Annotated in this window: 21 protein-coding genes; 14 read left to right on the plus strand and 7 right to left on the minus strand. The window is 62.4% G+C overall.

The window, feature by feature from the left end; translation table 11 throughout:
* The first annotated feature begins 189 nt into the window (after window positions 1–189).
* The 5 genes from sucC (at window position 190) to LVY71_RS06925 (ending at window position 5406) form a co-directional block, all read left to right on the plus strand.
* Entirely contained in the window at window positions 190–1392 is a 1203-nt protein-coding gene (gene sucC / locus LVY71_RS06905; RefSeq protein ID WP_235099066.1) for an ADP-forming succinate--CoA ligase subunit beta, read from the plus strand.
* Window positions 1392–2276 (plus strand): succinate--CoA ligase subunit alpha, encoded by an 885-nt coding sequence (gene sucD, locus LVY71_RS06910; protein ID WP_235099067.1) that lies wholly within the window; start codon window positions 1392–1394, stop codon window positions 2274–2276. Before sucC ends, sucD begins: the two co-directional genes overlap by 1 nt.
* Before the next feature lie 565 nt (window positions 2277–2841).
* Window positions 2842–3288 carry a CBS domain-containing protein gene (locus LVY71_RS06915; RefSeq protein ID WP_235099068.1) on the plus strand — a complete coding sequence of 149 codons (447 nt, stop codon included), beginning with the start codon at window positions 2842–2844 and terminating at the stop codon, window positions 3286–3288.
* A gap of 174 nt (window positions 3289–3462) precedes the next feature.
* Window positions 3463–4437 (plus strand): 2-dehydropantoate 2-reductase, encoded by a 975-nt coding sequence (locus LVY71_RS06920; RefSeq protein ID WP_235099069.1) that lies wholly within the window; start codon window positions 3463–3465, stop codon window positions 4435–4437.
* A 195-nt stretch (window positions 4438–4632) separates the two neighbouring features.
* On the plus strand, window positions 4633–5406 hold the full coding sequence (locus LVY71_RS06925; protein ID WP_235099070.1) for a fumarylacetoacetate hydrolase family protein: 774 nt from the start codon (window positions 4633–4635) through the stop codon (window positions 5404–5406).
* 78 nt (window positions 5407–5484) lie between these two features.
* Here the strand turns inward: LVY71_RS06925 and LVY71_RS06930 are convergent, their stop codons facing one another.
* Window positions 5485–6141: a hypothetical protein gene (locus tag LVY71_RS06930; RefSeq protein WP_235099071.1), complete on the minus strand. Its 657-nt coding sequence runs from the start codon at window positions 6139–6141 to the stop codon at window positions 5485–5487.
* Between the two features lie 262 nt (window positions 6142–6403).
* Here LVY71_RS06930 and LVY71_RS06935 point away from each other — a divergent pair, with 262 nt between their 5' ends.
* The 3 genes from LVY71_RS06935 to LVY71_RS06945 all read left to right on the plus strand — a co-directional run bounded on the left by LVY71_RS06935 (window position 6404) and on the right by LVY71_RS06945 (window position 7550).
* On the plus strand, window positions 6404–6655 hold the full coding sequence (locus LVY71_RS06935) for a hypothetical protein (protein ID WP_235099072.1): 252 nt from the start codon (window positions 6404–6406) through the stop codon (window positions 6653–6655).
* Between the two features lie 93 nt (window positions 6656–6748).
* The gene (locus tag LVY71_RS06940) at window positions 6749–7228 is read left to right on the plus strand and encodes a glutathione peroxidase (protein ID WP_283842507.1); all 480 of its coding nucleotides are present in this window, start codon (window positions 6749–6751) and stop codon (window positions 7226–7228) included.
* A gap of 49 nt (window positions 7229–7277) precedes the next feature.
* Window positions 7278–7550, plus strand: a complete 273-nt coding sequence (locus LVY71_RS06945; RefSeq protein WP_235099074.1) for a DUF3297 family protein — start codon at window positions 7278–7280, stop codon at window positions 7548–7550.
* Between the two features lie 154 nt (window positions 7551–7704).
* Here the strand turns inward: LVY71_RS06945 and LVY71_RS22850 are convergent, their stop codons facing one another.
* Entirely contained in the window at window positions 7705–7839 is a 135-nt protein-coding gene (locus tag LVY71_RS22850) for a hypothetical protein (protein ID WP_283842508.1), read from the minus strand.
* A 175-nt stretch (window positions 7840–8014) separates the two neighbouring features.
* Window positions 8015–8266, minus strand: coding sequence for a DUF2188 domain-containing protein (locus tag LVY71_RS06950; protein ID WP_235099075.1), 252 nt, complete (start codon window positions 8264–8266; stop codon window positions 8015–8017).
* Between the two features lie 167 nt (window positions 8267–8433).
* Here LVY71_RS06950 and LVY71_RS06955 point away from each other — a divergent pair, with 167 nt between their 5' ends.
* Complete coding sequence (locus LVY71_RS06955) at window positions 8434–10008, plus strand: adenylate/guanylate cyclase domain-containing protein (protein WP_235099076.1); 1575 nt, start codon at window positions 8434–8436, stop codon at window positions 10006–10008.
* A gap of 268 nt (window positions 10009–10276) precedes the next feature.
* Here the strand turns inward: LVY71_RS06955 and LVY71_RS06960 are convergent, their stop codons facing one another.
* On the minus strand, window positions 10277–11164 hold the full coding sequence (locus LVY71_RS06960; protein WP_235099077.1) for a dihydrodipicolinate synthase family protein: 888 nt from the start codon (window positions 11162–11164) through the stop codon (window positions 10277–10279).
* A gap of 291 nt (window positions 11165–11455) precedes the next feature.
* Here LVY71_RS06960 and LVY71_RS06965 point away from each other — a divergent pair, with 291 nt between their 5' ends.
* The 4 genes from LVY71_RS06965 (at window position 11456) to LVY71_RS06980 (ending at window position 14404) form a co-directional block, all read left to right on the plus strand.
* Complete coding sequence (locus LVY71_RS06965; protein WP_235099078.1) at window positions 11456–11809, plus strand: hypothetical protein; 354 nt, start codon at window positions 11456–11458, stop codon at window positions 11807–11809.
* 77 nt (window positions 11810–11886) lie between these two features.
* Window positions 11887–12213 (plus strand): GIY-YIG nuclease family protein, encoded by a 327-nt coding sequence (locus tag LVY71_RS06970; RefSeq protein WP_235100037.1) that lies wholly within the window; start codon window positions 11887–11889, stop codon window positions 12211–12213.
* A gap of 73 nt (window positions 12214–12286) precedes the next feature.
* Window positions 12287–13252, plus strand: a complete 966-nt coding sequence (lhpI, locus tag LVY71_RS06975; protein ID WP_235099079.1) for a bifunctional Delta(1)-pyrroline-2-carboxylate/Delta(1)-piperideine-2-carboxylate reductase — start codon at window positions 12287–12289, stop codon at window positions 13250–13252.
* Between the two features lie 219 nt (window positions 13253–13471).
* Window positions 13472–14404: an SMP-30/gluconolactonase/LRE family protein gene (locus LVY71_RS06980; RefSeq protein ID WP_235099080.1), complete on the plus strand. Its 933-nt coding sequence runs from the start codon at window positions 13472–13474 to the stop codon at window positions 14402–14404.
* A 332-nt stretch (window positions 14405–14736) separates the two neighbouring features.
* On the opposite strand, the gene LVY71_RS22945 is transcribed toward LVY71_RS06980, so the two are convergent.
* From LVY71_RS22945 to LVY71_RS06995, 3 genes are all read right to left on the minus strand, one after another.
* Window positions 14737–16161 (minus strand): alpha/beta fold hydrolase, encoded by a 1425-nt coding sequence (locus LVY71_RS22945; RefSeq protein WP_235099081.1) that lies wholly within the window; start codon window positions 16159–16161, stop codon window positions 14737–14739.
* A gap of 89 nt (window positions 16162–16250) precedes the next feature.
* Complete coding sequence (locus tag LVY71_RS06990) at window positions 16251–17093, minus strand: AAA family ATPase (protein WP_235099082.1); 843 nt, start codon at window positions 17091–17093, stop codon at window positions 16251–16253.
* Between the two features lie 111 nt (window positions 17094–17204).
* Complete coding sequence (locus tag LVY71_RS06995; RefSeq protein ID WP_235099083.1) at window positions 17205–17459, minus strand: GlsB/YeaQ/YmgE family stress response membrane protein; 255 nt, start codon at window positions 17457–17459, stop codon at window positions 17205–17207.
* A gap of 466 nt (window positions 17460–17925) precedes the next feature.
* Between LVY71_RS06995 and LVY71_RS07000 the strand changes: the two genes are divergently transcribed.
* Window positions 17926–19101, plus strand: coding sequence for a vWA domain-containing protein (locus tag LVY71_RS07000; protein WP_235099084.1), 1176 nt, complete (start codon window positions 17926–17928; stop codon window positions 19099–19101).
* Window positions 19102–19232 lie beyond the last annotated feature (131 nt).

Here is a 19232-nt window from a genome sequence, read left to right on the forward strand (position 1 = left end):
ACGAACTCGAAAGCGCGCTCATCTGACGCTGAGCGCGCTTTTCCTTTTCCGGAATCGATCGCGCAAAACCGATTGACTCGCGCCAAGCACGCAGGCAATCTCTGGTATACATAATACAAGACGGCGGACGAACCTATAAGTCCCTGAAAACAGGGCATTTCTCGACCTAAGTCACGATGGGAGGAAGCCATGAATATCCACGAGTATCAGGGCAAGGCCGTCCTGAAAAAATTCGGTGTGGCGGTGTCGGCGGGCGCGCCGGCCTTCACGGTTGAAGAAGCCATCGCTGCGGCGAAGTCGCTGCCGGGTCCGGTGTATGTCGTGAAATCGCAGATCCATGCCGGCGGCCGCGGCAAGGGCAAGTTCGTTGGCTTGCCTGCTGATGCCAAAGGCGGCGTGCGGCTGGCGAAGTCGGTCGATGAGGTCGCCGCGTTTGCAAAAGAGATGCTCGGCCGGACTCTCGTCACCGTGCAGACCGGCCCGGCCGGCAAGCAGGTCAACCGGCTCTACATCGAGGACGGCTCCGACATCTCGAAAGAGTTCTATCTCTCGATGCTGGTCGATCGCGAAACCTCGCGCATTGCCTTCGTGGTCTCCACCGAAGGGGGCATGGACATCGAGAAGGTAGCGCACGACGCGCCGGAAAAAATCGTCACGTTCTCGGTGGATCCCGCAACCGGCGTGATGGCGCATCACGGACGCCACGTCGCGCAGGTGCTGGGACTGTCCGGCGATCTCGCCAAGCAGGCTTCGAGCCTGACCGCACAGCTTTACAACGCGTTCGTCACCACTGACATGGCGATGCTGGAAATCAATCCGCTGGTGGTGACCAAGCAGGGCGAGCTACGCTGCCTCGACGCCAAGATCAGTTTCGATTCCAACGCGCTCTATCGCCATCCCGATCTGCTGAAGCTGCGCGACCTCACCGAAGAAGACGACAAGGAAATCGAGGCGTCGAAATACGATCTGAACTACATCGCGCTTGAGGGCACCATCGGCTGCATGGTCAACGGCGCGGGTCTCGCGATGGCGACCATGGACATCATCAAGCTCTATGGCGCCACACCGGCGAACTTCCTCGACGTCGGCGGCGGCGCCACCAAGGAGAAGGTCGCTGCCGCGTTCAAGATCATTACGTCCGATCCGAATGTGCGGGGCATCCTGGTCAACATCTTCGGCGGCATCATGCGTTGCGATGTGGTGGCCGAAGGCGTGGTCGCCGCCGTGCGCGAGGTGGGGCTGGGTGTTCCGCTGGTGGTGCGCCTTGAAGGCACCAACGTCGAACTCGGCAAAAAGGTCATTGCGGATTCCGGACTGAATGTCGTTGCCGCCGACGATCTCGACGACGCCGCGCAGAAAATCGTTCGCGCCACACGGAAGGAGGCCGCGTAATGGCCATTCTCATCGACAGCCATACAAAAGTGATTTGCCAGGGTTTTACCGGCAAAAATGGCACGTTTCATTCGGAGCAGGCGGCGCTTTACGGCACGCAGATGGTCGGCGGCACATCGCCGGGCAAGGGCGGCACCGAGCATCTCGGACTTCCTGTATTCGATACGGTGGCCGAGGCGCGGGCAAAAACCGGCGCGGATGCCAGCGTGATCTATGTGCCGCCGCCGGGTGCTGCGGATGCGATTTGCGAAGGGGTCGATGCGGAGGTGCCGCTGATCGTCTGCATTACCGAAGGCATTCCGGTGACCGACATGGTGCGCGTCAAGCGTGCGCTGGAAGGGTCGAAGTCGCGGCTGATCGGACCGAACTGTCCCGGCGTGATGACGGCGGGCGAATGCAAGATCGGAATCATGCCCGGCAATATTTTCAAGAAAGGCAATGTCGGCATCGTGTCGCGTTCCGGCACGCTGACCTATGAGGCGGTGTATCAGACCTCCGCCGAAGGTCTCGGTCAGACCACCGCAGTCGGCATCGGCGGCGATCCGGTGAAAGGCACCGACTTCATTTCGATGCTGGAATTGTTTCTCGCCGATCCGGACACGAAATCCATCGTGATGATCGGCGAGATCGGCGGCTCGTCGGAAGAAGACGCGGCGCAGTTCATCAAGGACGAGGCGAAGCGTGGCCGCCGGAAGCCGATGGTCGGCTTCATCGCCGGACGCACCGCGCCTCCCGGCCGCCGCATGGGCCATGCCGGCGCCATCATCTCCGGCGGCAAGGGCGACGCGGAATCCAAAATTGCCGCGATGGAAGCCGCCGGCATTCGCGTCTCGCCGTCGCCTGCGCGCCTCGGCAAGACGCTGGTGGATGTGTTGCGGGGATAGGTCGTAAACGCGCGACCTCATCCTGAGGAGCAACGCGAAGCGTTGCGTCTCGAAGGATGAGGCAGCATCGCGAACTATTTCTTCTCACGGTTACGCTCCTCACCATGAGGAACGCGTCCACGATTACTTCGCGATGGTGATGTACTTCGTGCCGGCGCAGGCCGGGACTCATACGCTTTGGCGTTCGATGGCGCGCGCAATGAAGCGATCCTCTCTTTGCCGAGAGGGCGGTGATGACGGGTCCCGGCCTGCGCCGGGACGACCAATGACCGAATCCGCGCGGTCTCGACACGCTCTCAGCCGTCCACTGCAGGCTTTTTTTCATAAGGCCGAATGGCGGCAAACTTCGCCGCAAAAGGCGAAATGGCGTCGGCATGGTGTCGGCGGATCATCTGCAAGCAACGTTCGCAATCTCGCCTGGGATGCCACCGCAAAAATAGGAATCTGTTCCGATTGACTCTTGGCATAATGTATACCAGTATTTTGATGTCAACGAGGACATCCATCCTCGGACAAGAGCGGCCTCGGGGAGAAGCATCCCCGCCCACAGACCAGGGAGGTTGTGATGAGAGTCGGAGACATCCTGAACAGGAAGAGCACGCGTATCGTCACCGTCCGCATGCATGAAACCGTCGGCACGGCGGCGCGGCTGCTCCGCAGTGAAAACATCAGCGCATTGGTCGTGAAAGATGTCTGCCGCACCGAAGGCAATGTCGCCGTCGGCATGTTTTCGGAGCGCGACGTGGTGCGCGCCGTCGCCGAGCACGGCCCGGCCGCCCTCAATATGAAAATTTCCGCGCTGATCTCGGTGCAGCAGCTGGTGTCGTGCCAGTCCGCCGACACGCTCGCGCATATTCGCGATCTCATGGCCGAGCATCACATCCGGCATTTGCCGGTGATCGACGATTACACGCTGATCGGCGTGATCAGCATGCGCGACATCAATGCCGTTACCGATCTCGATGCGGCGGCTTTTCAGGAACGGGGAACGGCCGTTCCTGCGTTTGCCTGACGGGTTCTCCCTGCGGGGCGCCATCGCCCGACTATCCCCGGTTCGGTGATCGCGCCCCGCTCTTTTTATCCCGGCTCTTTTTCAGTCTCGCGGTTCATGTTCTTGAGCCCGATCCTGGAGGCGCGCCTGCAGCGATGCGGACGCGCTCAACCGTATAACTTCGGGACGGCAGCGATGAAGATCTGTATTTACGGTGCGGGCGCGATCGGCGGCTATCTCGGCGTGCAGCTCGCGCGGGCGGGAGCCGATGTCAGCCTGGTGGCGCGCGGCGCTCACCTTGCGGCGATGAAGGCCAGCGGCCTGAAGCTTTTGATCGGCGGCGAGGAGCGGGTGGTGCATCCACGCTGCACCGACAATCCCGCCGAACTTGGCCCGCAGGATTTCATCATCATCTGCCTCAAGGCGCATTCGATCACCGGCGTGATCGAGGCCATGAAGCCGCTGATCGGGCCCAACACCCGCATCGTCACCGCGGTGAACGGCATTCCTTACTGGTACTTCTACAAGCACGGCAACGAATGCGAAGGCTCGGCGCTGGAGAGCATCGATCCCGGCGGCCGTCAGTGGAAGGAACTGGGACCTGAGCGCGCCATTGGCTGCGTGGTCTATCCCGCCACCGAGATCGAGGCGCCCGGCGTGATCCGCCATGTCTATGGCGACAAGTTTCCGCTCGGCGAGCCGTCCGGCGAGAAGAGCGCCGACGTGGAGGCGCTGTCCGCGATGTTCGAGAAGGCCGGACTGAAAGCGCCGGTGCTCGACAACATCCGCGACGAAATCTGGCTCAAGCTGTGGGGCAATGTCTGCTTCAATCCGATCAGCGCGCTGACCCATGCCACGCTCGATGTGATCGGCAGCGATCCGGGCACGCGGGCGGTGGCGAAGTCCATGATGGTGGAAGCGCAGACCATCGCGGAAAAATTCGGCATCAGGTTCCGCGTCGATGTGGAGCGGCGCATCGAGGGCGCGCGCAAGGTCGGCGCGCACAAGACCTCGATGCTGCAGGATCTCGAACGCGGCCGGCCGATGGAAATCGATCCGCTGGTCACGGTGGTGCAGGAAATGGGCGCGCTGTCGAAAATCCCGACGCCGTCGATCGACATCGTGCTGGCGCTGGTGGCGCAGCGCGCCAAGCTCGCGGAGCTTTATTGAGGGGGGACGACTATCGCATTTCGGGTGCCCCGGACGCGGTGCGGCATGAAATGCCGCTCCGCAGAGCCGGGCCGTTGCGGACCGTATGTGTGACGGTCCCGGTTCAGCGAAGCAACGCTAGCGCGTTGCGTCGCGCCCGGGACACGGCGGCAGGGCAGCTCCTCGCAATGATGATATATATTGGAGTTTTCAATCGTGACGCAGTGGGTTCGCTTTCGCCATCAGGACCGGATTGAGTTCGGCACGCTGTCGGGCGGCGATATCGAGGTTCACACCGGCGAGATGTTCGGCGTCTCCAAAGCCGGCGGCACGCAATTCGCGCTGAAGGATGTCGAACTGCTCGCGCCCTGCGTGCCGTCGAAAGTCATCGCGCTGTGGAATAATTTTCATGCGCTGGCGGCGAAGCTGAATGTCGCGGAGCCTGCCGAGCCGCTGTATCTGCTGAAGGCGCCGACCACGGTGACCGCGCCGAACGCGGTGGTGCGGAAGCCGCCGTCCTATGATGGCAAGGTGGTCTATGAGGGCGAGCTCGCCATCGTGATCGGCCAAAGGTGCAGCCGGGTCTCCGTCGCGGAGGCCGACGGCTTCATTCACGGCTATACCTGCGTCAACGACATCACCGCTTCGGACGTTCTGAACAAGGACCTGACATTTCCGCAGTGGGCGCGCGCCAAGGGCTTCGACGATTTCTGTCCGTTCGGTCCGGCTATCGTGACCGATATCGATCCGGCCAAGCTGACGGTACGCACCATTCTCAACGGCGCGGAGCGGCAGCATTACAAAATTTCGGACATGATCTTTTCCGCGCAGGATCTGGTCAGCAAAATCTCGCAGGAGATGACGCTGCTGCCCGGTGACATCATCGCCTGCGGCACCTCGCTCGGCGTCGGCGTGATGAAGGAACCTGTCAACACCGTCACCATCGCCATCGATGGTATCGGCGAGTTGACGAACGAGTTTCGCAATTAGGGCGCGATATAAAGTTTGCGCAGCCTTTCTTTACCTCGCCCCGCTCTTGCGGGGAGAGGGAGCGCATCCCGCTTTTCGCTACTTGGAATCCTCGCTCTCGCTCTTCGCGGCTTTCGTGCCGGTCAACTCGGCGAAGGCCGGGCCGAGGCCGGCCATGCGCACCAGCAGCGCGATGTCATTCTTCTGCGTGCCGTTGAGCTGGGTGTAGAGCGCCCTGGTCGCCGTTTTCAGCCGCGTGATTGCCGCGCTCTCGGTGTCGAACGAGTCGTCGCGCGAGCGCTTGAGACGTTTTTGATAGTCCTCGATCTGCAACGTCACCTCGCGCATCGCCGATTCCACCGGCGGCCAGTATTTCTGCTGCGCGGGGGTGAGGTTCAGCCGCTTCTTGATGCCGGCGATCTGGGTGTCGTTGAGGAATAGCCGCGACGGCTTCTCGGATCGCGCTGTGACCGAGCGCGGCAGCGTGACCGGCGCCGCCATCCAGGCGCGCGCGGTTTCGTACATGTCATTCGGCGGCGCGTCGGGCGTCTCCGCCGGGCGCGGGGAGGCGATCACGCGGTCCTGCTTGGTCATGGTGTTAGAGATCGGATAGCGCGCATCGAGCGTCGGGTCATCCGGCGTCAGCGATGCCGACGCGCTTTGCAGGAACAGCCGTTCGCCGAGCAGCCAGCCGCCCACGCCCGCGGCAATGCCGGCGGCGCATGTGAGCAGCACGATGGTCGTTCTCAGGGTCAAGCCGTATTCCGATCGTCAGGCCTGTTCCATGTCGGATAATTGTGGCTTTCCGAGGCATTCGGCCATGCCGGGCTTAGGCCGACAGTTGCCAATATGAAGTAAATTGGCGACTCCAGGGTTGCTTTCGCGCCGCGAGACAGCGCCGTCCGGATCGGCTAAAGGAACCGCAACACTCCCCATATCCGGGCGTCCCAAAAGTGCCTGCGAAGGCGATCAGATGAATGCAGAACCGGATCACTGGGCAAAAACCGGGAAAGACATGATGAGCGAGAAAACACGGACACCGCCCGGCGGACACCAGAAGTCGCTGGCGGACTACGACGCCGAAGGCCGCGCGGTGCGCGCCAATATGGAAAAACTGCGCGCGCTGCGTCTGGCCAAGGAAGCCGCCGAGGCGGCCTCGGCCCCGCCGAAAGCCGTGAAGAAAGCCGCCGTGAAAAAGAAGAAGGCGGAGCCGCCGGCAAAACTCTCCGACTGGCTCGCCAATCAGCAAAAGGGTGGTTTCCGGACGTAAACTCTGTATCCGAAGTCGTCCCGGCGCAGGCCGGGACGACGCATGTGTTATGCGACGGCGCATGGATCGCGAATTCTGGAAGGGGATGTGTGTTTGACCACGGTCCACGATTTTTCGGCATCGACCCTCGACGGCCAGCAGCTTCCGCTCAAGGCCTTCGCGGGCAAGGTGCTGCTGATTGTCAACACCGCCAGCGCCTGCGGCTTCACGCCCCAGTACGAACAGCTCGAAGCGTTGCAGCGGATGCTCGGTCCGCGCGGCTTCGCGGTGCTCGGGTTTCCGTGCAACCAGTTCGGCGGTCAGGAGCCGGGGACCGCGCAGGAGATCGCGGAGTTCTGCGCGACGAAATACGACGTGACGTTCCCGATGTTCGGCAAGATCGACGTCAACGGCGACAATGCGCTGCCGTTGTTCACCTATCTCAAGGATGAGAAGCCGGGCATCCTCGGCTCGAAGGCGATCAAGTGGAATTTCACCAAGTTTCTGGTCGATCGCAGCGGCAAGGTGGTCGCACGGCACGGCTCGGCCACAACGCCGCAGGCGCTGATTCCCGAGATCGAAAGGCTCCTCTAGATCGGAGCGCGTGAATCAGCGCAGGTAAATCACGTCACCGGAATTCAAGATGTCAGATCAGGATGTCACCACCATGAGCGACCAGCTTCCCGACCGCCTCTCCACCGATCCCTGCAGCCCGTTCTACAACGCCGAGGTGCTGTCGCGCGACGTCGGCATCCGCTTCAAGGGCGTCGAGAAAAACAATGTCGAGGAATATTGCGTCAGCGAGGGCTGGGTGCGCGTCACCGCAGGCTCGTCGAAGGACCGTTACGGCAATCCGCTGACCATCAAGCTGACCGGCGCGGTGGAGCCGTATTTCAGGGATGAGAAGAATCCCTAATCGGACTCGCCTCTACAACAAGATTGTCATGGCCGGGCCTGACCCCGCCGCCCATCTTTTCCGGAGATGCCTTCTCAAGTGATGGATCACCGGGTCAAGCCCGGTGATGACGATCGCGGTTGCCGGGATATTCGTTGTTAGCGACGCCTGGCGCCTAGCGCGTCACGAACCAGTAGCCGCCGACGACGAGAAGCACCGACAGTGTCAGGATCACGCCGAGAACGGCGGCGATGATCGCGCCGAGTCCGTGCGTATCCAGCCAGTTCTGTAAAGCCCGCCCCATTCTCATGGCGGGCTTTCTAGACGGCTCGGCGGCGCGTTGCAATCGCTTCGCTCGTCGCACGGCTCATTATAGATCTAACTATAGATATAGATGTTGTCCCGGCCTGCGCCGGGACGACATGGAGAGAGTGCCGCGGTCACATTGGCATTCCGGGCTTGTTCGCAGCGCTTGCGTCCGCAGGTCACTGCGTCTTCTTATCCACCACCTCGGTGACAGGGCGGTCGCTGCCGGAGGCGGTTTCCTCGCGCCAGTTGCCCTGACCGTCCTCGAACTGGATCGTTTCGGTGCGGCCCGGCACGCGCTGCTCGGCGGCGGCGCGCTCGGCCGCGGCGCGGGCGGCCTCATGGGTCCGGAAGGTCTCCGAAAACACGTTGTTGAACTTGTAAGCCCAGCCGCCATCGTGCTCGACCACCTCGTAAACGACCTTCACCATGCGCACACCCTTGAGTTCGCGGCCTGTTGCTGCCGTTTCAACGCGCCAACGGGTTGGAGCGTTCCCAGACCCGGAAAGGGCTGGCCGGGCCAGGCTACCGCCATCATTGGTTCGTGTAACCTATTGTATTAGGATCGCACGGCTGAATCGAACAACGGCAGACCCCGATGAACGAGGCGAACCCCGGAAATCTCCGCTCGCGCGGCATTCTGACCGGTTTCCTGATCGCGCTGCTGCTGGCGCTGCTGCCGGTGGCGGTGTGGCTCGATCTGACCAGTCTCGGCGAGGCGGCGCTGCGGCGGCAGGCCACCGACATGAATTCGCTGCTCACCAGCGTGCGCAGCTATTACGCCACCAATGTCGTCGGGCGCATCCTGTCGCATTCCGGCCAGACCCAGGTGATCCACAATTATGAGACCGTGCCCGGCGCGGTGCCGATCCCGGCGACGCTGTCGCTCGAACTCGGCAAGGTGATCAGCGAGCAGCAGCACAACATCATTTATCGCTTCGTCTCGGATTACCCGTTCAAGAACCGCGCGCCGCATCAGCTCGATTCCTTCGAGGTCGGCGCGCTGGCGGCCTTGCGCGAAAATCCGAACCAGAAGATCGAGGATTCCTCCCACTCGCTGTTCAGCGACCGGGTCCGGCTGGTGGTGCCCGTCCTTCTCGGCGCCGCCTGCGTCAGTTGTCACAACACCCATCCGGAAAGCCCGAAGAAGGACTGGAAGGTCGGCGACGTGCGCGGCATTCAGGAGGTGATCATCACCCAGCCGATCGCCGCCAACATCTTCTCCTTCAAGTATCTGCTGGCCTATTTCGCGCTGACCGCTGTATGCGGCGTGTCGTTCCTCGCCATGCAGCGTCGCCAGTCGCTGCAGATCATGGGCATGAACAAGGAACTGGAATCCAACAACGACTTCCTCGCCTCGTTGTCGATGAAGATCTCGCGCTACATCTCGCCGCAGATCTACAAGAGTATCTTCAGCGGCCAGAAGGACGTGACCATTCACACCGAGCGCAAGAAGCTGACGATCTTCTTCTCCGACATCCAGAATTTCACCGCCACCACGGAGCGGCTGCAGCCGGAACTGATCACGCAACTGCTCAACGAATATTTCACCGAAATGTCCGCGATTGCGCTGGCCCACGGCGGCACCATCGACAAGTTCATCGGCGACGCGATGCTGATTTTTTTCGGCGATCCGGAGACCAAGGGCGAGCGGCTCGACGCGCAGGCGTGTCTCAAGATGGCGTGGGAGATGCAACGCCGTTTGGTCGAACTGAACGCGAAGTGGCGCTCCGAAGGCATCGAGCAGCCGTTCAAGACGCGCATCGGCATCAATTCCGGCTATTGCAACGTCGGCAATTTCGGCAGCGCCGACCGCATGGACTATACGATCATCGGCGCGGAGGCGAACCTCGCCGCGCGGCTGCAGTCGATCGCGGAGCCGGGCCGCATCGTCATCAGCTACGAGACCTTCGCGCTGGTCAGCGATGTGGTCGCCGCCCATCCGCTGCCGCCGATCACCATGAAAGGCATCAGCCGCGAGGTGATTCCGTATTCCGTCGACAGCCTGCTCGATGCGGTGGCGGAGAGGGGCGATGTGGTGATCGAACGCGCCGCGGGGCTGGATTTCTATCTCGACCCGTCGCTGATCGACGCGAAGGAAGCTGACCGGGTGCGGAACATTCTCGCCAATGCGCTGGCCGCGCTGGACAAGCGCAAGCCGGCGGGGGCGTAGATACTCTCCATCACGAAGGAAATGAGATTAAGTCGTCCCGGCGCAGGCCGGGACCAATCATCCCTGTCGAACCATCTTGCAAAGACGTATCCGACAACCGGATCAACTGACAGGCCGGTGGTTATGGGTCCCGGCCTGCGCCGGGACGACGCGGTGAGGGATTGTGCCCTGATCCTCATGGTGAGGAGCGCGCATCTTTGCGCGCGTCTCGAACCATGAGGATATTGCTGTTTCCTCATCCTTCGAGACGCGGCCAAGAGGCCGCTCCTCAGGATGAGGACGACGCCATATCCCGCAACACGTCCTCGACCACCTTGCGTTCGTCGGCAGTCAAAGGCGTCTGCGGCGGGATCGGATCGCCGACGTCGTAGCCCTGGATCTGAAGCCCCGCCTTGATGCAGGCGGCCAGATTGAACCGCGCGAACACCTCGTTAACCCGCCATAATTTCTTCTGAAGCGCGATGGCCTCGTCCCAGCGCGCCGCCTTGCACAGTTCATAAAGCTGCACGCTCTGGCGCGGCACGATGCAGGCCGGACCCGCCATCCAGCCCTTGCCGCCGATCAGCATCACCGCCGCCGGAATATGCGCCGAGGCGGCGAACACCTGCATGTCGTCGCCGCAGCGGTTGATGATCGACAGCAGGCGACCGGTGTTGTTGGACGCATCCTTGATGCCGACGATGCGCGGATGCTCCGCCAGCCGTGCGATCACGTCCAGCGTGAGATCGGAGCGCTGGAAATTTGGATTGGTGTAGATCACCACCGGAATATCCACGGCGTCGGCGATGGCGCGGAAATACGCCTCCACCTGCGCATCCTTCACCGGAAAGTATGCTTCGAGAATGGCGAGAATGCCGTCGGCGCCGAGCGCCTGATACGACTTTGCCTGCGCCACCGCGTCGGCGGTCGAGGTCGAGGCGACACCCGCAAGCACCGGTACGCGCTTCGCAGCGGCCTGCACGGTGGTTTTCACTACGGCGGTGCGTTGCTCGGTGCCGAGATAGGCGAACTCGCCGGTGGAGCCGAGCGGCGTCAGCCCGTGCACGCCGGCCTTGATGAGATCGTCGCAGAGTCTGGCGAGAACGTCGGTCTTGATGGCGCCGTCGGGCGTGATGGGGGAGGCGAGATAGGGAAATACGCCGTGGAAATCCGTCATCGTTCAGGTCACTCTCGGTCTTGCTTTCGTTAACGATTGAAGCACATCTCGCAGGTGTTTTGCGAGATGCGTCGCTTCATCTGGACATGCTTCGCTGAAGTGGCACAAGATGTCGATGAGAACATCCACCCCATGTTATGAATCGCTGATTCGGGCGCGTTTCGTTCCACTCGCGTTCCAATCTTTAAGAGAACGCCGCCTGCGGACCGCATGATCGTCACGTTATGAGACAGTTTGCGCTGAAGAACGCCGGACGTGCAGGATGATGGCGACACAGACAAGAGGCCGGGCATGATGAAGCGAATAATGATTGCGGGATTGCTGTCGCTGGCCGCGGGCGGCGCGTTCGCGCAGGACGTGCCCGGCATCGAGATCTGCACCGCCGAGAAGACCATGGAGCGGCGCACCGGCTGCCTGCAAAGCAATGTCAACTTCCTCAAAGCCTCGTTGACCAAGGCCTCGCTGGACAGCCAGCAGAAGATCGACGCCGCCAACCGGCAGATCGATACGTTGAAAGCCACCGTGGTCGGCTTGCAGAAGACCGTGGCTGATTTGCAGGGACAGGTGCAGGCTCTGGCGAAGAAGCCCGATGCGCCGAACGGCGCTCCGAAAGCGCCGCCCGCAAAGGACCCGGCAGCCAAGTGAGGCGCGCGGCGGCCAAGCGCAAACCGGCTGCAGCCAAACCTCGTGCAGCGAAATCGAAACCCGTCGCGTTCGTCTATGTGCTTGGCTGTTGTCACAAGGGCCGGTGGCTGTCCTATGTCGGCTGGACCAACGACGTGGCGCGGCGCGTTGATAAACACAATGCGGGCACCGGGGCGCGCACCACGCGCGGGCGGGCCTGGACACTGCTGCATACTGAGGCTTTCAAGACGCGCGTCGAGGCGATGAGCCGGGAATGGCATCTCAAGCGCGACCGGGCCTTCCGCAAGAAACTGATGGACGGGTTGAGGGCGGGGCGACGAGAGTTTTCACCTCTCCCCGTTCTTACGGGAGAGGTCGGATTGCGAAGCAATCCGGGTGAGGGGCGCTTTCGTAAAATGCTTTAAGGTGCCCCTCACCCCAATCCTCTCCCCGTAAGAACGGGGAGAGGGAGCGCATCGGTAAATGCTCGGACATAATATGACGAACAAAGCCACCGCGTCCCCCGTCATCATCGACGCCGCGCGGACCCGCGCCAGCCTGCCGTTCGACCGGCTGATCCCGGCGCTGCGCGAGGCATTCACCGCCGGCGCGCATGTGCCGCTGCGGCATCATCACTTCATGCCGCAGCCGGACGGCTCGACCGCGACCATTCTCATCATGCCCGCATGGCAGCGCGCGTTTGTCGGCATCAAGATCGTCACGATCTTCCCGGAGAACGGCAAGCGCGCGCTGCCGGGACTGTTCTCGAGCTATCTCCTGTGCGACGGCGAGACCGGCCAGCACATCGCGCTGATCGACGGCAACGAAATCACGTCAAGGCGCACGGCGGGTATTGCCGCGCTCGGCGCGGATTTTCTCGCGCGCAAGGAGGCGCGCAAGCTGCTGGTCTGTGGCTCCGGCCGGATCGCGAGCCTGCTCGCGGATGCGTTCCGCGTGGTGCGGCCGATCGAGAAAGTCGCGGTGTGGAACATCAACGAGGCGGGCGCTGCACGGCTGGTGTTCGAGCTGCGCGAGAAGGGCGTCGACGCGGAGGTCGCACCCGATCTGGAGCGCGCGGTGGGCGAGGCGGACATTGTCAGTTGCGCCACGCTGGCGGCAACGCCGATCATCAAGGGCGCGTGGCTGAAGCCGGGGACTCATCTCGATCTGATCGGCAGCTTCACGCCCTTCATGCGCGAGGCCGACGACGAAGCATTCCGGCGCGCGGATGTCTGGCTCGACACCTACGACGCGCTGAAGGAAAGCGGCGAACTGCTCGATCCGATCCGTGACGGCATCATCAGGCCGGACGATATTCGCGGCTCGCTGACCGAGCTGTGCCGCGGCGAGCGCAATGGCCGGGCGGACGCGAGCGAGATCACCGTGTTCAAGGCGGTCGGCACCGCGCTCTCCGACATCGCGGCGGCGGGGCTGGTGTATCGGGATCTGGGCGGGAAGGGCTAACCACGGTTGTCATTCCGGGACGCGCTCTTCGCGCGGTCCCGGAATCCAGAAGAGTCATCGGAAGAAATTTCTGGATTCCGGGTTCGCTGGCAAGTGCTCGCGCCCCGGAATGACGGTGTGGCGTTCGTCAAGCCAGCCCTGCATGCGTGCTCTGGTCATCATCAAAACCGCACGCTAGGTTTCGCGCGTCAAAAATAAAAACACTCTCGGGAGGTCTTCATGTCGAATATCCGCGTCATCGCAACCGGTCTGGAATTTCCCGAAGGGCCGGTGGTGATGCTCGACGGCTCGGTGGTGCTGGTGGAAATCCGCGCCCGGAAGCTGACGCGCGTTTACCCGGACGGCCGCAAGGAGACCATCGCGACCATTCCCGGCGGGCCGAACGGCGCGGCGCTCGGTCCCGACGGCAAGATGTACATCTGCAACAACGGCGGCTTCTCGTGGGCGCCGGGGCCGCGCGGCAACATCATGCCAGGCAGCCCGCGCCCGTCCGAATATATCGGCGGCTCGCTGCAGCGGGTGGATTTGCAAAGCGGCCAGATCGAGACGCTGTTCACCCATTGCGGCGAACGTCCGCTCAAGGGACCCAACGACCTCGTCTTCGACCAGGAGGGTGGGCTCTGGTTCACCGATCTCGGCAAGCGCCGCGCCCATGATCTCGATGTCGGCGCGGTGTATTACATGAAGAAGGGCGGCAGCGAACTGGTCGAGGCGGTGCCTCACATGCTGCCCGCCAACGGCATCGGTCTCTCGCCGGACGAGAAGACCGTCTATGTCGCAGAGACGCCGACCGCGCGGCTGTGGGCCTTCGCTGTCGGAGCGCCGGGGCAGATCACGCCCGGCGACGCGATCTATCGCGGCGAAACCGGCAAGCCGATCTCCGGGCTCGGCGGTTACCAGATGTACGACTCGCTCGCAGTGGAAGCGTCGGGCAACGTCTGCGTCGCGACACTCATCACCGGCTGCATTTCGGTGATCGCGCCCGACGGCAAGCTGGTGGAGCAGGTGCCGACCGGCGACAACGTCACCACCAACATCGCCTTCGGCGGCCCCGATCTGAAGACCGCCTACATCACGCTCTCGGGCAAAGGGGAGCTGGTGGCGATGGACTGGCCGCGCGGCGGCCTGCCGTTGAATTTCCTCAACAAGTAGCGCGGGCCTGTTCCAGGTTTAACCTGCGTCGCGGACATTAAGGTTTAAACGCGTCTGTCGTTGAATCGATTCGCATGAGCGGTATCGTTTTCATGGCGGACAATTGCCCCCGTCCGCCAGTTCAGTGCGGGGCCATCGGCCGGTATACTGCGGCCGGTGGCCTTTGCGATTGAGGCCGCGATGACCGGGTCCCTGTTCACCGTTCTGTTGGTGTTCGCCGCTGGCGTGATCGTGGGCTACGGCCTGCGTTCGGAAGTGTCGATCTTGCGGAGAGAGCGGGCGCGCCGCAAATTTTGACGGCTGCGTGTCACCCGCAATCCATCTCAAAACAATCACACCTGCGGCACGACGCCGAGAAACCTGCGGATCTCGTCGAGAATGATCGGCACGCCTGGATCCTGTTCGAGCAGGATATGGTTTCTGCCGGGCAGCGTCACGAGCCGCGCGCCGGGAATGGCCGCCGCCATCTCGCGGCTTGCAGCAATCGGCACCCTGCGGTCGTTGCGGACATGCATGACAAGGGTCGGCACCTTGATTTGCGGCAGCAGGTCACGGACGTCGAAGTTGGCAACAGTGTCGAGATATCTCACGGCGCATTCCGCCGACGCGCTGATGCGCTGGGCTTCGTTGAAGGCATCGATCTGCTCTTTCGTCGCGTCGGGCATCATCGAAGCCGTGAAGAGCTGCCTGAACGTCGGCTCATTGGCGCCCCAGCCGAGTTTCATCAGGGTCTTCATGGCGTCGAACTGCTCAAGTGCGGCGGCCGTCACCTCCGGACTCTTGTAGGCGCCCGCGGCAAAGCCGCCGTACAGGATCAGATGGGACACCCGCTCCGGATACCGGATGGCGAACGCGATCGCCACCGCGCATCCCTGCGATAGTGCAAGGATCGGAAATTTCTCGAGGCCTGCGGCGTCGGCGACGGTCTCCATGTCGCTGACCCAGACATCCAGCGACAGATTGCCGACGTCCCAGTCGGACAGTCCGTTGCCCCGCGCGTCGTAGCGCACCAGTGAAAAGCTCGAGGCGAGTTCGAGCAGGAGACCGCGAAAGATCGGCAGTTCCCAGTCGTATTCGAGATGTCCGAGCCAGTGCGCCGTGCGCAGCAAAGGCGGGCCGTCGCCAACTCTTGCGAAAGCCAACCGGACGCCATCGGCCGCCTTGCAGTAGCGGATATCCTGCTTGAGGTTGGCCTTGGTGAGGATGCGCGACGCCTTCGAGCCGCCGCCGTCCAGTTCGACCGCGAACACCTCGATGGGCCGCGCGATGTTCTTCAGATTCTGGCGGCCGAGCTCGCGAAACTGCAGCTTGAGCGTGCCTTCGATCTGGTCGAGCACTTGCCGCGAGATGCTGATGCCGCCATGTGCGGCGATGCTCTCCAGCCGCGCGGCGACGTTGACGCCGTCGCCAAAAATATCGCCCTCATCCTCGATGACGTCGCCGATATTGATGCCGATGCGGAATTCGAGGCGCTTCTCCGCCGGCACCCCGGCGTTGCGCTTGATCATCTCGCGCTGGATTTCAACGGCGCACCGCACCGCATCGACCGCGCTGGCAAACACCGCCAGCAATCCGTCGCCGGTGGTTTTGACGATGCGGCCGCGATGTTTCCTGATCCTGCGGTCGATGAGGTCGTGACGATGCGCCTTGAGCTGCGCGTGCGTGCCTTCCTCGTCCGCGCCCATCAACCGGCTGTAGCCGGCGACGTCGGCGGCGAGAATAGCCGTAAGGTGCCGCTCGACCTGTTTCCTGGTCACGCTGCCAACCCCGCTTGCGAGGCGGGCAGTCTAGCGCGTCTGTGACTGTCGTGGCCAGCCTCCGGCGCTCCCGCGCCGAAGGATTAGTGTCACACCTCGCGGCGGCTCAGGAACGCCAGCCGCTCGAACAGATGGACGTCCTGCTCGTTCTTCAGCAGCGCGCCGTGCAGCGGCGGGATCAGCTTGCGCGGATCGCGTTCGCGCAACTGCTCCACCGTCATTTCCTCGTTCAACAGGAGTTTAAGCCAGTCGAGCAGTTCCGAGGTCGATGGCTTCTTCTTCAGGCCGGGCACGTCACGCACCTCGAAGAAGATCTTCATCGCTTCCTGCACCAGGCGCTTCTTGATGTCGGGGAAGTGCACCTCGACGATGGCCTGCATGGTGTCGATGTCGGGGAACTTGATGTAGTGGAAGAAGCAGCGGCGCAGGAACGCGTCCGGCAGTTCCTTCTCGTTGTTCGAGGTGATCATGATGATCGGGCGCTGCTTCGCCCGGATGGTCTCGCCGGTCTCGTAGACATGGAATTCCATGCGATCCAGCTCGAGCAGCAGGTCGTTCGGGAATTCGATGTCGGCCTTGTCGATTTCGTCGATCAGCAGCACCGGGCGCTTCGCGCTGGTGAAGGCCTCCCACAGCTTGCCGCGCCGGATGTAGTTGGAAATGTCGGAGACGCGCGGATCGCCGAGCTGGCTGTCGCGCAGCCGCGACACGGCGTCGTATTCGTAGAGGCCCTGCTGCGCCTTGGTGGTGGACTTGATGTGCCAGGTCAGCAGCGGCGCATCGAGCGCCTTTGCGACTTCCTCGGCCAGCACGGTCTTGCCGGTGCCGGGTTCGCCCTTCACGAGCAGGGGACGCTCGAGCACGATCGCGGCGTTGACCGCCACTTTCAGATCATCGGTGGCGACGTAGTCCTTGGTGCCGGTAAATTTCATCGAAGTTTGCCTGTGGTTCGTTTGTTCTGTCGGAAGAGAGTGCCGCCGCCGTTCTGTTTCAAACAAGAAGCGACCGCATTTCAGCGGCCGCTCCCGAAATTGCTTAATTCGTCATGCCCGCCGGATCAACGACAGGATGACCAGCACGATGACGCCGCCGATGGCGGAGTTGATGATGGCTGCGACGATGCCGGTGCCGAGCCGGATGCCGAGCTGCGGCAGCAGCCAGCCGGCGACCACTGCGCCGACGATGCCGATCACGATATTGCCGATGAGGCCGAAGCCACCGCCCTTGACGATGAGACCGGCCAGCCAGCCTGCGATCGCGCCCACGATCAGCCAGACGATAACGGAATCAATGCCCATGGATGAAAACCCCTTGTTTCAAACGCAACGACTCTCGTGCTCCCGAGTGTCCCGCGTCCCCGGTCAACGCCGCGGACCATCCCGGCTGGGCCGGTCCGGGTGGCGTCAAACAACAGTTTAAATGAAATGGCACGCCAATCCAGTGTCCCCGATCCGAAGTTCGCCTTGTTTTGCAGCAATTTCCAAGCGAACGTCGGATCGAAAGGGACACTGGCAAAATTTAATTGCTCGTGTGATTTCGGTTCACAACGTCCGCCAGGAACGTGCCGCAAGTCTGACGGACTTTGTGAACCATCACACGAGCCAGTGCCAGTGCTGTTTTTGAACGCAATCCTGCCTTGCGGGACGGTTTTCCGTGCAATCGCGGGCAGACGGTCGGTGCGCAACCCTGTAGTTTCATGGTTCGCCGCCGAAACGGCAGCGGCGCGGACTTGACGGAAGCGGCTCCGGAGGCGATCTAAATCCCATGTTCCTGCAATTTTTCACATCGCTGCGCGACGCGCAGGTTCCGGTCACGCTGCGCGAATATCTGACGCTGATGGAGGCGCTCGACGCCAATCTCGCGGATCAGAGCGTGGAGCATTTCTACTATCTGTCGCGCGCCGCGCTGGTGAAGGACGAGCGCAACCTCGACAAGTTCGACCGCGTGTTCGGCACGGTGTTTAAGGGCCTCGAAAGCCTGCTCGACGCCATGGAGAAGGCGGAGATTCCGGCGGAGTGGCTGCGCAAGGCGGCGGAGAAATATCTCACCGAGGAAGAGAAGAAAGAAATCGAGGCGATGGGCTGGGACAAGCTCATGGAGACCTTGAAGAAGCGCCTCGAGGAACAGAAGAAGCGCCACGAGGGCGGCAACAAGTGGATCGGCACCGGCGGCACGTCGCCGTTCGGCGCCAACGGCTACAACCCCGAAGGCATCCGCATCGGCCAGGAGAAGAACCGCAATTTCTCGGCGGTGAAGGTCTGGGACAAGCGCGAATTCAAGGATCTCGACGGCAACGTCGAACTCGGCATCCGCAACATCAAGGTGGCGCTGCGCCGCCTGCGCAAGTTCGCGCGCACCGGCGCGCCGGACGAACTCGATCTCGACACGACGATCAAGGAAACCGCCAACCACGGCTATCTCGACGTGCACATGCGCCCCGAGCGGCGCAACGCGGTGAAGGTTCTGATCTTCTTCGACATCGGCGGCTCGATGGACGGCCACATCAAGCAGGTCGAGGAGTTGTTCTCGGCGGCGAAGACCGAGTTCAAGCACATGGAGTATTTCTACTTCCACAACTGCCTCTATGAGGGCGTGTGGAAGCAGAACAAGCGGCGCTTCTCGGACCGCACCCCGACCTGGGATATTCTTCACAAGTATCCGCACGACTATAAGGTCGTGTTCGTCGGCGACGCCTCGATGTCGCCCTATGAGATCGTGGTGCCGGGCGGTTCGGTCGAGCACGTCAACGAGGAGCCCGGCTCGGTGTGGATGGAGCGCGTGACGCAGACCTATCCGCACGCGGTCTGGCTCAATCCCGTCGCGCGCAAGCACTGGGATTATTCGGAATCCACCACCATCATGCGCCGGCTGATGTCGGAGCGCATGTTCCCGCTGACGCTGGACGGGCTGGAAGGCGCGATGAAGGAATTGACGCGGTAGTTTGCGTCGGCTCGTGTCCCGGGCGCTGCGGCGCAGACCCGGGACCGTTACACATGCAAAGTTCACAGCCCGGCACGGTCCCGGCTCAGCGTTGCACCGTAAGAACGCTGCAACGCGTCCGGGACACAGGG

It is taken from the genome of Bradyrhizobium sp. G127 (genome assembly GCF_021502575.1).
Lineage (GTDB): Bacteria > Pseudomonadota > Alphaproteobacteria > Rhizobiales > Xanthobacteraceae > Afipia.

Excerpts from the sequence above, each read along its gene's own strand:
- LVY71_RS07000 (WP_235099084.1), top strand. The coding sequence starts at position 17,926 with ATGTTCCTGCAATTTTTCACATCGCTGCGCGACGCGCAGGTTCCGGTC.
- LVY71_RS06960 (WP_235099077.1), bottom strand. The coding sequence starts at position 11,164 with ATGACGGATTTCCACGGCGTATTTCCCTATCTCGCCTCCCCCATCACG.
- LVY71_RS06915 (WP_235099068.1), top strand. The coding sequence starts at position 2,842 with ATGAGAGTCGGAGACATCCTGAACAGGAAGAGCACGCGTATCGTCACC.
- LVY71_RS06920 (WP_235099069.1), top strand. The coding sequence starts at position 3,463 with ATGAAGATCTGTATTTACGGTGCGGGCGCGATCGGCGGCTATCTCGGC.
- sucD (WP_235099067.1), top strand. The coding sequence starts at position 1,392 with ATGGCCATTCTCATCGACAGCCATACAAAAGTGATTTGCCAGGGTTTT.
- LVY71_RS06935 (WP_235099072.1), top strand. The coding sequence starts at position 6,404 with ATGAGCGAGAAAACACGGACACCGCCCGGCGGACACCAGAAGTCGCTG.
- LVY71_RS06950 (WP_235099075.1), bottom strand. The coding sequence starts at position 8,266 with ATGGTGAAGGTCGTTTACGAGGTGGTCGAGCACGATGGCGGCTGGGCT.
- LVY71_RS06945 (WP_235099074.1), top strand. The coding sequence starts at position 7,278 with ATGTCAGATCAGGATGTCACCACCATGAGCGACCAGCTTCCCGACCGC.
- LVY71_RS06990 (WP_235099082.1), bottom strand. The coding sequence starts at position 17,093 with ATGAAATTTACCGGCACCAAGGACTACGTCGCCACCGATGATCTGAAA.
- LVY71_RS06955 (WP_235099076.1), top strand. The coding sequence starts at position 8,434 with ATGAACGAGGCGAACCCCGGAAATCTCCGCTCGCGCGGCATTCTGACC.
- LVY71_RS22850 (WP_283842508.1), bottom strand. The coding sequence starts at position 7,839 with ATGAGAATGGGGCGGGCTTTACAGAACTGGCTGGATACGCACGGACTC.
- LVY71_RS06965 (WP_235099078.1), top strand. The coding sequence starts at position 11,456 with ATGATGAAGCGAATAATGATTGCGGGATTGCTGTCGCTGGCCGCGGGC.
- sucC (WP_235099066.1), top strand. The coding sequence starts at position 190 with ATGAATATCCACGAGTATCAGGGCAAGGCCGTCCTGAAAAAATTCGGT.
- LVY71_RS06995 (WP_235099083.1), bottom strand. The coding sequence starts at position 17,459 with ATGGGCATTGATTCCGTTATCGTCTGGCTGATCGTGGGCGCGATCGCA.
- lhpI (WP_235099079.1), top strand. The coding sequence starts at position 12,287 with ATGACGAACAAAGCCACCGCGTCCCCCGTCATCATCGACGCCGCGCGG.
- LVY71_RS06980 (WP_235099080.1), top strand. The coding sequence starts at position 13,472 with ATGTCGAATATCCGCGTCATCGCAACCGGTCTGGAATTTCCCGAAGGG.